Below are 14601 nucleotides of genomic sequence, written 5' to 3' on the forward strand. Positions count from 1 at the left end.
AGAGCCGATATGGCGCGAGCATCCGCGAAAACGAGCAAGATCGAAGAAAAGATCGAGGAAGCGCTGACCGATGCCAGCGCGGAAGACCTTCAGGCACAGGTCGAGCAACTCAAGGAAGACATTGCCGCCATCGCGGCGACACTGGCCAATCTCGGTTCGCAGACGGTCCGCGACGCCAAACGCAGCGCGAAGGAGACCTACAAGAGCGCCTATATCCAGGGCGAGGACGCCATCGATGATCTGCGCAACAAGGCCCAGGATCTCGAAGCCCAGCTGACGGCAACGGTGCGGGAACGCCCGATTGCCTCGCTCGCCACTGCACTCGGCGTCGGCTATCTGCTGGCCCTGCTCTCGCGCCGCTGAGGCGGGTCATGCTGAAAGCTCTCATGCCCCTTTTGACTGCAATGGCAGGCGAGGAACTGAAGTTCGTGGCGGGCCAGACGAAACGCGCCGCGATCTTCGGCGCGGCCATCGCGATCTTCGCGATCATCGCAGTCACCTTCCTCTGTGTCGCCGCTTTCCTGGCGCTTGCGCAGAGCTATGGCGGTCCGCTGGCGGCTCTCATTCTCGCGGCTTTGTCGCTGATCGTGGCGCTTCTCATCCTCGCGGTGATGAAGATTCAGGCTGCGTCAGAGGCCCGAAAGCGCAAGGAGAAAATGGAGGCGGACAAGACGGCCATGATGGCAACGGCCGCAATCGCAACCGTTCCCGCCATCCTCAAGCGGCCCATACTGGCCGCCGCCCTGCCGCTTGCGGGCATTGCGCTCGTCTCGCTGCTTTCCGACAAGAAGAAGCGCCCACCGCGAAGCTGATCCGCCTGATCGGGACACGCTGTCCAAACCTTGAAAACGCCGGCCTCATTGGGCCGGCGTTCGTCGTTCGGAACCCAGGGGCTTCTATTGGCCAGCCGCCTTGTCGGAGCTTTCGAGGAGCGAGGACAGACGAACGATCACTCGCGTTCCAACACCATTATCGGTCTTGCAGTAAACCGGCTTTTCGCCGAACTGCATGCAAAGCTGCTCGATGACGAGCGTCCCGAGACCGTTCTTTTCGCCGAACTTGTGATGATCCAGCCCGACGCCGTCATCTTCCACGACCAGCACGGGAACGGCATCCTCGCCCGGCTTCAGGCTGATGCGGATATGGCCTTCTGTGCGCCCCTTGAATGCATGCTTGATCGCATTGGTGACGAGTTCGCCCAGAATGATGCCGATCGTCGTCACATCGCGGGCTTTCAGGTCAAGCGGCGCCAGATCGGTGGTGAACTCGATCTTCCGGTCCTGCCCGATGGCGTTGCGGATATCATCGATGACGGTGCCGAGAAAATCGTCCACGCGGGCTGATTCCATGTCCTCGCCCAGACGCAGGCGGCGATGCGCCGTCGATACGGTCTGGACGCGGTCGCGGGCGGCGGCTAGCGCGGCGCGCGCATCCTCGCTGCGGGTCTGGCGCATCTGGAGGCCAAGCAGCGATGACACGGTTGCCAGCGAATTGCCGATGCGATGGTTGGTGTCCTGCAGCAGAAGCTCGACCCGCTGGCGCTCGCGCTCGGCGATGCGGCGCTCCTCTTCCAGCTCGGCGGTCCGTTCCTTCACGCGCTGCTCCAGCAACTGCTTTTCGGAGCGCAGCACAGTCTGCCCCTCGAACATAGACCGCGCATAACGCTGCACGCGGCTGAACAGCAAAAGCGCCAGCATGGCGGCGGAAGCCAGCGCCACGATGGAGGTGGCGGTCATCCAGTAGCGCATGCGGTTGATGCGCTTGTTGCGCTCGAGAAGCTGCTGTTCTTCCGCATCGATGAATTGCGTCACCGTGCTGGCAAGCTGGTCCATCAGCACCTTGCCCTCGTCGCCGCGCACTTTCTCCACCGCTGCCGCCACATTGCCGGCCTGCGCAAGACCGACCGTCTCGCGCACATCTTCCTGTTCACGTTCGACCAACGCGCGTATCTGCTTGACCCGCGCATCCTGCAACGGGTTCTGGTCCGTCAGGGCTTCAAGATCGGCGAGCGTCTTGTCGACGCTCAGGATCGTGTTGCGATAGAGATCGAGATAGGTCTCATCGAGCGTCAGAAGATAGCCGCGTCGGCTCATCTCAATATTGCTGGCAAGGCGCGCAACCTTGTCGACCTGCTGGCGCAGGGCATAGTTGCGGGAAATATCGATCACCTGGTGGTTTACGCCCGACGACAGAAACAGCGTCATGATCGCCGACAGAAGCACGAGCCCAAGCGAGACGATAACCGCAACCGGCTTCGACGTCGATTGAAGCAGTTTTTTCCACAAGGCTGATGGCAAGACGCAACCCACAAACAACAATCACTGCGCCGACAAGAAATATCAGCAACCGCTAACCTACAAGTGACTGGAGATAAAAAGCAATCGCTGCGAGCAAAAACCCGCACAGGTCCGGGTTTTCTGCAACAAAAGCTCTCCCCTGTCCGGCGGACAAGGGCATCAAAGATGCATCATGCGAAGCTTCTCAACGTGGCCCGCGATGAATCCGCATCGGGACCGTAATCGCTTTCGCCCTCGATCTTGAGGATTTCCTGCAGGCGCGTGCGGGCACGGCTGACGCGGCTCTTGATGGTTCCGACGGCACAGCCGCATATTTCGGCAGCTTCCTCATAGGCAAAGCCTGATGCGCCGATCAGGATGATCGCTTCGCGCTGGTCATCCGGCAACTGCTCCAGCGCCGCACGGAAATCCTGCAAGTCGAGCGTGCCATATTGGGAAGGATGCACGGCGAGCTGCTCGCTGAACACGCCATCCGTGTCCTGCACCTCGCGGCCGCGCTTGCGCATCTGCGTGTAGAACTCATTGCGCAAAATGGTGAACAGCCAGGCCTTCATATTGGTCCCCATCTCGAAGGACTCCTGCTTGGCCCAGGCTTTCATGATCGTATCCTGTACGAGATCATCCGCCTTGTCATGCTGGCCGATCAGCGACACCGCGAAGGCGCGCAGGCTCGGCAGCGACGACAGGAGTTCTCGCTTGAACTGTGCATTACTCTCAACCGACGGACCGGGTGCTGTGTTCACGCATACTCTCCTGTTCAGCCTGATCGAGTTTTTCGAGAAGATCGAGGAAGCGATCCGGGATCGTCTCGTCCTGTATCGAGGTGTACAGTGCCTTTAGTTTCAATCCGACTTCACAATTTGGTCCTAATATATCCTTCTGAACGCGGCGGGTCGACCGAACCCCGGCTCCGTTCATAAGAAGGTTTTCTTTTTCTGCCATATCTTGATCATTCCGGGCTGATTGCCCTACCCTATTAATCTAAGCCCCTGCTTGTCCGGGAAATGCGCGGGTTTCTAAAAAGTTCCCGATTATATTTCCAACTTGCGGAACTTTTTTCAAAACGCCCCGTTTAGGGTAACATAATGCTGCGCTCAAAGCATAGGCGGGAGAGGGTCAAACCTGTTCGCCAATGTGCATTCAATGAACGAAAGCGGCAGTTGAGGAGTTCCATTACCATGACGTTATCGACGCGTATCGCGCCGCACCTTCCCTATCTTCGTCGTTTTTCCCGCGCTCTTACCGGCTCGCAGGCTTCCGGCGATGCCTATGTGGCGGCGGCGCTTGAAGCATTGATCGCCGATGTGAGCATATTCCCGGAGGGTTCCTCCGACCGGATCGGTCTCTATCGCCTTTTCTGCAACCTCTACAAGACGGCCTCCGTCCGCGTGCCGGAACCGGCGTCGGAATTTGCATGGGAACAGCAGGCGGCAAGAAATCTTGCCCATATCGCCCCGCTGCCGCGTCAGGCCTTCCTGCTTGTGGCAGTAGAGGGTTTTTCCGACAAAGAAGCCGCCGAAATTCTCGAACTGGACGACGCCGAACTGAGCCGCGTCCTCTCGGTCGCTTCCACCGAAATTTCGCGCCAGGTGGCGACGCGCATCATGATCATCGAGGATGAGCCGCTGATCGCGATGGATATCGAGCAGATGGTGGAAAGCCTCGGCCATGAGGTCGTGGGCATTGCGCGCACCAGGGACGAGGCGCTGGCGCTCTACAGGCAGGAGAAGCCGCGCATGGTGCTGGCCGATATCCAGCTTGCCGATGGCAGCTCGGGCATCGATGCGGTGAATGAAATCCTGCAGAACGATGCGATACCGGTCATCTTCATCACCGCATTCCCGGAACGCCTGTTGACGGGCGAACGCCCGGAACCGACCTTCCTCGTCACCAAGCCGTTCAATCCGGATATGGTGAAAGCACTGATCAGCCAGGCGCTCTTCTTCGAGGAAGCCTCGCAGGTCGCAGCCTAGCGGCAGGGAGCGAAGCGATTGCCTTGATACGAAGTCCCGGAAGGCATGCCTTTCGGGACTTCGGCCCGTTAGCACTTCGCCCATCTGTCAATCACCCCGCCTTACGCCCCGTTATGAGTATTTAGAGTTGTGAGCGCGCTAATTTTCCCCGGACCACGGAACAAATACCGCTTGGATGGCGTTTCTTCTTCACCCAATAAAGAGGAGACCGAAAATGCTTTACTATGCGCTTGTATTTCTCGTGGTGGCACTCGTAGCAGGTGCGCTTGGCTTCGGCGGCATCGCTGGTGCGTCGGCTGGTATAGCGCAGATTCTGTTCTTTGTGTTCCTTGCCTTGCTCGTCATTTCGCTCATCGCGTCGGCGATCCGCAAGGCCTAGACCGCACAAAACCGAAGGCTGTTTTTGACCTCCTGAAAGCCCAGCCTATATTAGACTCCAGTGAAGGTGACCGCCGCATAAGCCATGCGGCGGTTTACCGATTTAAGGATTTGGGCCGGTTCAAGGACCGGAAAATGAAGGCTCGACCGCGACCCGCCAACCGGTCGAAGAAAACGGACGCCATGGCACGCAGATTTCCGATCAGTCTTTCCGGAGTTTTTGACGTGTCGCCAATGGGCGGTCCGGCTATTTGTTTCGTTGCATCCTCCACCGCAAAACCGCTTGGCACTTTTGCTGGAAATGCGCTGAGTGGGCTGCGGGTTGAATGAGGCAGACATGACAGCTGGCACAAAATTCAACCTGCAGGATGCCGAGCCGGACGCAGCGCGTCTGCGGGCCCTGTTGCGGGCAGTGCGCAACAGCAATGTCTGCGTGCTCTATCAAGGCCCCGACCTCGCCTATTCGTGGGGCGAGAACATTCCGCTCTACTGGCAGGAAAAGTGGAAAGTGGGCGGCAACGACTGCGACTTCATCTTCTCCGCAGCCCTGCACAAGCTTGTCGGCGCCAAGCAGGCGGCGCTTGATACGGGCGAAGCGCAGAATGTGGAGATCGCCATCAATGACGGCGACAAGCTGCGCTGGATAGAGTTTCATGTCGATTGTGACCGCGACGACGAGGGCAATATTCAAGGCCTCGTCACCACGGCGATCGAGATCAGCGAACTGAAGCGGCGCGAGCAGGTGCTGAAGACCCTGCTGCGCGAAGTGAGCCACCGCTCCAAGAACCTTCTGGCCATCGTGCAGAGCATCGCCAGCCAGACGGCGCGCTTTACCGACACCATCGATGATTTCCTGCTGAAGTTTCGCGGGCGCATCCAGTCGCTGTCCTATTCGCAGGATCTGGTGACGGATTCGAACTGGCGCGGGGCATTGTTTCGCGATCTCGTGCATTCCCAGGTCGAGAAATATATCGACGTCAGCGACGAGCGCCTGAGCATCGAAGGGGATAACCCCTATCTTTTCCCGGGCGCGGCCCTGCATGTCGGCCTTGCGCTGCACGAACTCGTGGTCAATGCGACCTCTTTCGGCGGTCTTTCCATCCCCTATGGCCGGGTGAAAATTTCGGCGAAGGTCCTTCATCTGACGGGCGGCGTCGACCAGCTGGAATTCCTCTGGGAAGAAACCAATCCGGCGATGCCCGAGGTTTTCGAGCATGACCCGCGGTTCGGCAGCGCCGTGTTGCAACGCATCGTCCCCGCCTCCGTCAATGGTCACGCCGATTATCGCATAGACGGTACCGGGGCGGTCTATTCGCTCACCATCCCGACGGAGCAGTTCGACGCCTGATGCGTAAGGCGTTAGAGCATTTCCAGCAAAAGTGTGAAACGGTTTTGCGTTGGATAATGCGATAAAACAAATAGTTAGAGCGGTTCCGGCGATTCTGTTAGAACAGGAACCGCTTTAGTGGGCGTTCCGGGGCATTCCAGGAAATTCGAGGGCATTTGGGAGATCAAAAAAAGCCGCCATGGTCCGGCCTTGAGCCTGAACCACGGCGACTTGCTCTGAATTTGCGGAACGCCAGCTGCTTAACGTTTGACGGTCAGCGCGGCATTCTCGCCGCTCGCCTCGTGCGGGGAGGTTGAGGCGAACTGTGAAGACCGCGTTGTGGGGGCGGGGTCACGGCCTTCATGGGCGCTAAACGCGGCAAACGAAATTTGGTTCCGTCAGTTTCCGATTTTTTTGCAATAAAGTTCGAGCCGGTGATGGACGATCTCGTAACCGAGCGACCGGGCGATTTCTTCCTGCAGCTTTTCGATCTTGTCGGAGCGGAATTCGACCACCTCGCCGGAATCCATGTCGATGATATGGTCGTGATGCGCGCCGCTTGCCTGCTCAAAACGCGAGGGCCCGCCCGCAAAGGCGTGCCGGTGAATCGCGCCGCGCTCTTCCAGAAGCTTCATCGTTCGATAGACGGTCGACAGCGAAATGCTGCTGTCGATCTCGACCGCCCGGCGGAAAATCTCCAGCGCGTCGGGGTGATCTTCCGTCTCGGTCAATATGTTCAGGATGATCCGGCGCGGCCGCGTGATGCGGACGCCTGCCTGGCGCAGTTCCTGTTCATAATCGGGTTTCTTGTACGATTCACTCATGCGGCAATTATGCACTGTCCGGGCTCCAGTTGCAAATTTTTGCAACTGGCAGCGCAGCGATCTCCCCAGCCCTTGTTGGGATTGCGCATGGGAGCGCATGTCGATCTGGTTGAATCAGATCGGCGCTCCCAATTTCGTCTGTTTGAAGCATGATCTTGTCGATCATCGCTTCACTCCGGCCGGATCATCCTCCAGTGACCGGGCTCAACCTGCGAGCCGGACACTTTGTCGTTCAAATGGTATTGTCCCCTGCCCACCCGCACGAAAAGCGCATCGCCTTCCGGTTGATTGGCGGTACAGTTTTCGGCGAGGAAGGAGAAGTATCTGGAGTAAGGCCAGCCGGGAGCGACGCGACGCACGTCTCTCGGTGTGAAAGGTTCGGCAAGAATGCCCTTCACCCTGACCGCATTATGGATTTGAGGATAAATAGTCGATCCAATTTTCCACATGTTCCGATACTATCACTACCATGCGTAGCATTCATATCCCGTGAACACGGGATGCGCGTTGGAATATGTTACTTGGAGCGCCTATGGATTCAGCCGGATCAGCCCTTCGATCTACGCTTACCCCTCTTCCGCTCCCTGTCTGGCCGATATCCACGCTATCGCAAACGCGAAACGATCCGACGGAAAGAAAATACTGAAGCACTCTAAATAATAGAAAGACGGAGCCGGAGTAGACTGACATCGTCTGCGATTCTCTTGACAACGCCGCAGCAGATCCGCATCAAGAGAAAGATATTACAATCTCAACGATACTACACAACATACCGCCCTTTCTTTCAAACTATCTAAATTAGTATTGTTCAATGCCGAAGGTCAGCGTTGTAATTCCAGCCTTTAATGCGGCAAGCTCCATCGGCAGAGCCCTCAACTCGCTGATGCGTCAATCGCGAGACGATTTCGAAATCATAGTGGTGGACGATAGAAGCACCGACGAGACGATGGAGATCGTCAGTCAACACATTCTCGCGCTTCAAGGTAAATTGCGCGTCTACTCGCAGCCCGACAATTACGGACCCGCCGCGGCTCGCAACATGGGTTGGTCCTTGGCCCGCGCGGATTATGTGGCCTTTCTCGATGCCGATGACGCCTGGCATGAAGACAAGCTGAAGAGGCAAATCGCCATCATGGAAGACGGCGCCGATATTTCCGGCCATCGAACACCCCTGATCCACTCCGAAATCCGGCTCAGCGAGACATTGCTCCGAGCAGTGACGGCGAGAAATCTCCGCCGCTCGGACGTGCTCCTCAAAAATCCGTTCAACACCTCTTCGGTTATTGTCCGTCGCGATCTGCCTCTTCGCTTCTCCGAACAGTTGCGATGCACCGAGGATTATCTGCTTTGGTGCGAGATCGTCATGGGAGGGTATCGGAGTGTGGCGCTCGATCCGCCCTTGGCGTTTGTATTCAAGCCGTTCTATGGACATTCTGGCTTGTCGGCGGATTTGCGCGCCATGCAACAGGGGGAACTAACCGTCTATGATCGATTATATGAGGCGCGACAGCTGTCAAGCGCAGCATGTCTCGGGTTGAAAGCCTGGTCCTGCATCCGATATTGGCGGCGATGCCTGATTAGCCGACTCAGGACACATCAGTGCCATGACCGATAAGTCGCTTCGGGTATATTTCCTCTATGTCGGTTTTGTCTGCCTGATATTTGCTGTTGCATGGCACCGGCCCCTGATGTCGCCTGATAGCTGGGCATTGTATGATCTCAGCCGCTGGCTTTGGCATGGTGAAACAGTGACCGGCATTCGCCAGTACCGTGTAGGCACCGATCTGCCGATCAGCCATCCATTCTTCTTCCCGTTTCTGAGCGGCGGGCTTGACCAACCGTTCGGTACAGGTTTTCGCTCCGGCCTCGTCGTGAATATTGCAGCAATCCTGCTTTTGCCGTGGCTCATCTATCTGGCCATAAAGCCGATTGCAGAAAGCAGGAAGGACGCGGTTTTCATTTCATGGGGAGCGACTGTCGGCCTCTGCCTTAACTGGTTTTTCCTCGAGGAAGTCGTCGCCGGACGCACAATACCCGTTGCTGCCTGCCTTGTGGCGCTGGCACTGCGCTTTTTCTTCCTTGGCGCCCAACAACGCAATCTGGCCTTTGCGATCCAACTGGGATTGGTGCTCGGCGTTCTTGCGCTCACCCGGTTCGATACGCTGTCATTTGGCGTTATACTGGCTGTCGGCACATGGCTGGTCTGGGCACCCGGGAGAAAGCGCTGGATGGCGCTGCTTATCACCACTGTCCTGTTTCTCGTCGGATATACACCTTATCTGGTCTATTCCATCCAGTGTTGCGGCACCGTTCTCGCAACAGAAACCCGAGGCATTGCGATAACAGCACCGCCAACAAGCCCCACGACTTACTGGCCTGTCCCTCCGCCAACCCTTCTGGATGCGCCGGCAATCTGGATGGAGCGGCTGGTCCGGTCCATGCTTGATTCCGGCCGGGCCTTGTTGCTGGCCGTCCTCATTTCCCCTCTCCCGGCACTGCTCGCTTTCACCCCGATTTTTTCAGGCCCGTCGACGAAACACCCGCCGCAGTCGGCCACTGTTGCGATTATTCCGATCCTCGCGCTGGCGTCGATCGCTTTCGGCCCGGTCCTCCTTTCTTTTCCTCAAGGCCGATATTTCGTGCTGCCCGTCGTGTTTATCTGCTCAATCGTGGCTGCAAATTGGGGCGGCTCGCTTTTTGATCACGCGCCATACCGCCATTGGCTGAAATTTGCTGCCATATATGCTGGCATCATTGGAATTGCCGCCTGCGGCTATGGCTGGAGTCGCAGCACGCCGCTCCTTCCCCAATCCCTGATCGACGCGGCAGCCGAATGTGCCACGGGCGGTCGATTATTGGTGAAGGGGCAGCGTGGTCCGGAAACTGCGGCCCGGAGCAGGGCACCCACATTGCTTGAGCCGGACAATTGGAGTTTTCTGGTTGCAGCCGAAAAGGATCAGTTCCTGCATGACTACCGCGCAAGCGCCATTTTTGACCCGAAAAGTGGCATTTGCGAGCGTTTGCCTAATGCGGAGCCCGCCTTCAGAAACTGATATGCAGTCCTGGCAGCCAGCTTTGCCGGTCAAGCAGACAGGAAGTTTGAACGCTGCAAGAGATGCCGGGACATGGCCCGGTGCAGCAGACCTTGAAGCGCTATGGATGATAGCAATGTACCCAGGGCGGCACCGGTCAGCCCAAAGGGGAGAGCAAGTGCTGAAACAAACATCACTTCGATAACCAGCCCGATCCCCAAACTATACAATGCGGTCTTTTCACCGTTGGTCAGGGATAGCGCCAACTGAGGAAACAGGGCGGCAGCGCGGACGACATGGACAAGCAGAAGCGCGGTCAGTGCGAAATGTCCTGCATCATATCCCTCGCCGAAGGCGGTACGAAGCGCATCGCCGCCAATGAAGAGCGAGGCTGCGACCAGTGGCAGTATCAAGGCAAGTGTCACACGCCGCGCCTGTCGTAATATGGCTACAGGGCTTTCGCCCTGGCGATAAGCCTTTGCAATGGCGGGAGCATAAAGCAGCGAAGTCGCCAGCGCCGGGAACCCGCCTATTTCCGAAACCGTCAGCACGGCTCCATAGAGGCCCGCAGCATCAGCGCCCGAAATATAACCAAGTATCAACAGGCCCAGTCGCGAGAGAAGCAACTGCCCCGTCGCAAGCAGTGTGAGCCAGAAAGCGACCGATTGCAGCCTGATCCGCAAGGCTTTGGCTGCGGCCCAGTCGGCGGAAACCCCATATCCCATTTGCCGGGCGAGCAGAGCTGTCACGACCATTGCCACACCGGCTCCGCAACAAACGAGCAACAGCGCAAAGACGGACGAGCCGAGACGCATTCCCAGAAGTGAAAGGATCAGCAGGACGGCAAGCGGCAAGCCATCGCGCAGAAAGCGTTCTGGAGCATGTCCAGCTTGCGGATAGCCCAGCCCCGTTAGAATTCCCGCAAAAAAACGGGTGCTGGCCAGTAATGGAGTGAGGAGACAGATCAACGCCACCAGTTCAGGAGACAGCACCTGCCGGTAGAGGATAAACCAGACCGACCACGTGATTGCCGCCATGGCAAGGGACGCCATGACGATCATTGAATGACCGGCAAGGACAAATGCACCCCTTATCCGAGGAGCATCTTTCCACTCCTGCACATGACGCGAAGCAAGCACATCGTATCCGCATAACGCACCCCAGCAAGTTATCGATGCGATCGACATGGCAAGCATGTAGGAGCCATATTCCGCGAGAGACAGGGAACGGGCCAAGACAAGATTGAGACCAAGCGCAAGCAGGCTTCCGCCAGAGATTTGAGCGACGAGACCCAACTGGCTGATTATGGCGCGCATGAGAAACGGGATTTGGAGCCGGGCGTACAACACAGTTAATTCTTATGGCGTGGAAACTTTGGTCAAGGAGCAGCCCTCTTTGTCAGCAGCTATCATTTTCATGCCTTCGTTATCGAGAAACATCTCCTCCAGCTCTCGATCACCCACGCTTATATTCGACACGGCCACTGACTGGATTTTGATGTCAGCATAGTCCGCCAGCGGTCCGAGCTTTTTCATGTCGAGTTCCACCTGGTCGCCAGCCCGCGCGAAAACGGGGAAGGAGAACGAGCCTACATCCGTCGGCAGGCTGACGGGCGTCGGCGGCAGCAGGGAAGTGTCCACTCCGTCTATTGAAATGAGATAGCGCGTCGAACGGCCGATTACGGGGATATAGGAGACAGAATTCGTCACATTGTAGCTGATGACCACTTCTCTCAGTGTAAAGGCACAGCTGTCCGACGCATCGACGGGCGGAAGCTTGACAGGCAAGGAGGACGAAATCTGCTGCGCTGCCGTTTCCCGGTAGTCGGTCGCATCATCCCTTTTCCAGAGACCGAAATCAGGGTTGGAGTATTGCAATTTATAGTGTTGGAGCACTTGCTTGAACAAAGGCCAATGCCAGTTCTCCAACCATGCCGTGAAAGGACTGACCTTCGTAAAACTGAAGTAGTCTGGAGCGGCAGAGGCGAATGTCCTGTAATAATGTTCGCGATCCTTGCGAGACAGCGCATGGATCGACAGCTCTACCGGCGCCGGATTTCTCTTGTCGTAGAGAATATTGACCATGCTGCCGGGATAGATTTCCCAGATCGTCTTGTCGTGAACATTGCTGGGACGTGGTTGAGGGGAAGCCGCTCGATCATCTGTCGCCGTAACGAGCTCGAGATTCATGCTTCTGTTCCATACCTCTTCCATCGAAATCTGCCCTTGTTTACCGAAAGCGGCAGCGAACGACTGTTCTTGCTTCTCCGTCAAATCTTCCCAACGGGCGATGGTGCGTTCTAGACCATCCACGATCAGGCTATCATGTTGGAGACATGATCGAATTTCCGATATTCCAAACTGTTTTTTCAGTAACCACTCCGCAGCAACACCCGACAAACCATCGAAAAAAACACCATCGTCGGACTCGACCCCTGCCAGGCAGGCCTGCATCGCCAGGGATGTCAGAATATCTATTTCCAGATTATCTCCATTCGCCGCTCCAACAAAGAACGGGCCACCGCCCGAATCCAGGCTTATCAACGCCCCTTGTTTGATACGGGAGGCAGGATGGACAGCCACGCGGAACTTGCGTTCGCGCCCATTCAGGAACACCTCGTTGGAAACGGGATTAACCCTGATCATCAGTCCGCGTGCCGGCGCCGATTTGTTCGCGGTGACGGCGATAATATTCACACGATTGAAAAAATGGGCTTGCAGCCTGTCTCCGCCCAGAAGCACAAAATATCCGCTCGCCAGTTTCATGACGGACTCAATTTTCCGCTTGTCGCCAGAGGCGAAGTTGACAGTATCTCCAATGGTGGGCCTGAAACGCGGCTTCCCTCTGCCAAAACCGCTCACGTAAATACCACGTCCATCGGTGCCTGATATGATACCTCCGTGCAAATTGGTGGCGATGTTCGTAGCTGAGACGATAGTTATCTCTTCACCGGAGCGTTTAGTCCCTTCGAGACTCGTTACCTGCGTCGGAAAGAAGTTGATCGGAAGATTGCCAATCACAACAATTTCCGAGTTGGTGCCCGATGCGATCACAGCTTCAACGCTGTGGCCGCTTCCATCGATCAGCTCAACCCACTGTCCGATCAACGAGGCCGGAAAATCTTCCAATGGCAAAATGCTGATCCTGGTGGAACGCTGAATGCCGAAAATATAATCGTCGTTGGTGACAGGCTTCACCGGTATCAGCTGGCGATTGGGTCCTGACCGGGCCAGCCAGTCAGCTCCAGGTTTTTCGATGGCCCAGTGGAAACCGCTATCCGCTTCGCCAAACGTCCGCGACAGCTCCCCTAAATAGAATGCATAGGCGCTGCTATTGCTTTTGGTGCCAACGACGTCTCGAATGTCATTGAACTTCGACATATGAACGCCGGAGGCCCTGTTGAGACTATAGGAATCCGCTTCCTTATAATTATACGCCGTGCGCATTTGTCCCCACCACGTCAAAGCCGTCACGATAGAAAGGACAGTGAGCAGAACGCTGCATGCGAGGGATGTAGCCCGACCCGGCAATGATGAAAGTTTTTTGATCACTGGGAGGGCTCCGAGGTCGCGACTTTTTCAGTGTGCGGCGAGCCGGTCACCTTGCCGGCGATCGCTGTCGCCGACAAGACAAGGGCCATGATGCACGTCCGCAGAAATAAAGGCGCCTGATGTTGGCCGATATAGCCAAAGTTAGCGACCCAGGACAGCAGGCCCCCTGCAAACAGGACGAGAACAACCAGGAAGGCTGGAAGCGTCAGCACCTTTCTGAACAAAAGGCCGAAGCACAAAAGCAGCGCAACAATGCCTGCAATTGTTCCTGCCTGGCTTGGAACAGCGGCTGTCACTCTCAAGGTAAAAAACTCGGTCCAACTGGCGAAGAAACTGTTCGGAAATACGCCATAAACCCAAACCTGATTATCCGAGATATCTTTGAGAGCGGCAATCGTTTCGAGCGATCCGAACAGGACGAGCAAGGCAGCAACAAAACATAGGCTGAAGCTGACCAGAACAGTTGCAGTAAAGCCTATGCGCTGCAGAATCCTCCACCTGCGCCCTCCCAGAAAGAAAACCGCCCCAGCAGCTGCGGCAACAGCGTAAAAACCTTGCTCCGCCCCTAAAAGAGGCATCGCCGCGCCTACCGCGCCGACTATTATCAATCGCTGCAACGTAGCGGGAAAGGATATCTCCCCGGTTGAAGTGCGTAACGCGACCTTTGCCACCGCGATGGCCATGAATATATGCGGCGACATTCGCACGCCCATGGGGGCGCCAATGAAAAGCGGGGAAAGAAGAGCACCCAGCACTGGAAAATAGACCACGCTCAATGCGAATAGCATTAATGCAATTAGCGAACCCTGCCGCTCCATGAAGAGACGACAAAGGTAATACATTGGTATAAACAGGAATATAAAATTGATTAAATATGTCGAAGCCATGGATGATGCTACATCCCCACCCAGAAATATGGAGGCTATTTTATAAAAAGGAAATATAATATAAGGTATTCCATTTCCGTGAAAGTAATAAAAATCACGACCCGGAAATTCACCTTGATCCAATTTCCGCAAGGGAAATAAGGTTTGGAAAATGCCATCGCCCGGCGGATAGTTGAAATACATAATTGTACGGGCTTGGATCAGCACAATTGCGATAACTGAAGCTAAACCGAAGACAATGCAAAATAACAGCGATATTTTTTTTAGCTTATTATCAAGTTCGTACAAGTCGAATTTAGGTATTCTCATCGCCCCGCCCCTTGGAAAAAATA

15 protein-coding genes are annotated in these 14601 nt (G+C 56.2%); 7 read left to right on the top strand and 8 right to left on the bottom strand.

The window, feature by feature from the left end:
* Nucleotides 1–9 precede the first annotated feature (9 nt).
* Both OINT_RS09955 and OINT_RS09960 read left to right on the top strand, forming a co-directional pair.
* Nucleotides 10–363, top strand: coding sequence for an ElaB/YgaM/YqjD family protein (locus OINT_RS09955; protein WP_006473237.1), 354 nt, complete (start codon nt 10–12; stop codon nt 361–363).
* Between the two features lie 8 nt (nt 364–371).
* On the top strand, nt 372–812 hold the full coding sequence (locus OINT_RS09960; RefSeq protein WP_006467671.1) for a phage holin family protein: 441 nt from the start codon (nt 372–374) through the stop codon (nt 810–812).
* Nucleotides 813–896: 84 nt separating this feature from the next.
* Here the strand turns inward: OINT_RS09960 and OINT_RS09965 are convergent, their stop codons facing one another.
* From OINT_RS09965 to OINT_RS09975, 3 genes are all read right to left on the bottom strand, one after another.
* Entirely contained in the window at nt 897–2297 is a 1401-nt protein-coding gene (locus OINT_RS09965) for a sensor histidine kinase (RefSeq protein WP_036566035.1), read from the bottom strand.
* A gap of 170 nt (nt 2298–2467) precedes the next feature.
* Entirely contained in the window at nt 2468–3040 is a 573-nt protein-coding gene (locus tag OINT_RS09970; RefSeq protein ID WP_006467673.1) for an RNA polymerase sigma factor, read from the bottom strand.
* Nucleotides 3012–3239, bottom strand: coding sequence for a NepR family anti-sigma factor (locus OINT_RS09975; protein WP_006467674.1), 228 nt, complete (start codon nt 3237–3239; stop codon nt 3012–3014). The genes OINT_RS09970 and OINT_RS09975 overlap by 29 nt, the downstream gene beginning before the upstream one ends.
* A gap of 236 nt (nt 3240–3475) precedes the next feature.
* On the opposite strand from OINT_RS09975, the gene OINT_RS09980 reads away from it, so the two are divergent.
* From OINT_RS09980 to OINT_RS09990, 3 genes are all read left to right on the top strand, one after another.
* A complete protein-coding gene (locus OINT_RS09980) occupies nt 3476–4270 on the top strand; it encodes a response regulator (RefSeq protein ID WP_022569738.1) in 795 nt (264 codons plus the stop codon).
* Nucleotides 4271–4484: 214 nt separating this feature from the next.
* The gene (locus tag OINT_RS22945; RefSeq protein WP_006473348.1) at nt 4485–4649 is read left to right on the top strand and encodes a DUF1328 domain-containing protein; all 165 of its coding nucleotides are present in this window, start codon (nt 4485–4487) and stop codon (nt 4647–4649) included.
* 336 nt (nt 4650–4985) lie between these two features.
* On the top strand, nt 4986–5996 hold the full coding sequence (locus tag OINT_RS09990) for a sensor histidine kinase (protein ID WP_036566113.1): 1011 nt from the start codon (nt 4986–4988) through the stop codon (nt 5994–5996).
* Nucleotides 5997–6373: 377 nt separating this feature from the next.
* Here OINT_RS09990 and OINT_RS09995 read toward each other — a convergent pair whose 3' ends face one another.
* Both OINT_RS09995 and OINT_RS24095 read right to left on the bottom strand, forming a co-directional pair.
* Nucleotides 6374–6799, bottom strand: a complete 426-nt coding sequence (locus OINT_RS09995; RefSeq protein WP_006473346.1) for a Fur family transcriptional regulator — start codon at nt 6797–6799, stop codon at nt 6374–6376.
* A 170-nt stretch (nt 6800–6969) separates the two neighbouring features.
* A complete protein-coding gene (locus tag OINT_RS24095; protein ID WP_006467679.1) occupies nt 6970–7248 on the bottom strand; it encodes a hypothetical protein in 279 nt (92 codons plus the stop codon).
* Between the two features lie 362 nt (nt 7249–7610).
* Between OINT_RS24095 and OINT_RS22500 the strand changes: the two genes are divergently transcribed.
* Both OINT_RS22500 and OINT_RS10010 read left to right on the top strand, forming a co-directional pair.
* Nucleotides 7611–8414 (top strand): glycosyltransferase family 2 protein, encoded by an 804-nt coding sequence (locus OINT_RS22500; RefSeq protein ID WP_006473345.1) that lies wholly within the window; start codon nt 7611–7613, stop codon nt 8412–8414.
* The gene (locus OINT_RS10010) at nt 8404–9852 is read left to right on the top strand and encodes a hypothetical protein (protein WP_006473344.1); all 1449 of its coding nucleotides are present in this window, start codon (nt 8404–8406) and stop codon (nt 9850–9852) included. The genes OINT_RS22500 and OINT_RS10010 overlap by 11 nt, the downstream gene beginning before the upstream one ends.
* A gap of 29 nt (nt 9853–9881) precedes the next feature.
* Here the strand turns inward: OINT_RS10010 and OINT_RS10015 are convergent, their stop codons facing one another.
* The 3 genes from OINT_RS10015 to OINT_RS10025 are packed head-to-tail and all read right to left on the bottom strand — an operon-like array spanning nt 9882 to nt 14578.
* Nucleotides 9882–11147: an oligosaccharide flippase family protein gene (locus OINT_RS10015; protein WP_006473343.1), complete on the bottom strand. Its 1266-nt coding sequence runs from the start codon at nt 11145–11147 to the stop codon at nt 9882–9884.
* Between the two features lie 42 nt (nt 11148–11189).
* Complete coding sequence (locus tag OINT_RS10020; RefSeq protein ID WP_006467681.1) at nt 11190–13382, bottom strand: hypothetical protein; 2193 nt, start codon at nt 13380–13382, stop codon at nt 11190–11192.
* Nucleotides 13379–14578, bottom strand: a complete 1200-nt coding sequence (locus OINT_RS10025; protein ID WP_006473341.1) for a hypothetical protein — start codon at nt 14576–14578, stop codon at nt 13379–13381. Before OINT_RS10025 ends, OINT_RS10020 begins: the two co-directional genes overlap by 4 nt.
* Nucleotides 14579–14601 lie beyond the last annotated feature (23 nt).

The organism is Brucella intermedia LMG 3301 (assembly GCF_000182645.1).
Taxonomy (GTDB): domain Bacteria; phylum Pseudomonadota; class Alphaproteobacteria; order Rhizobiales; family Rhizobiaceae; genus Brucella; species Brucella intermedia.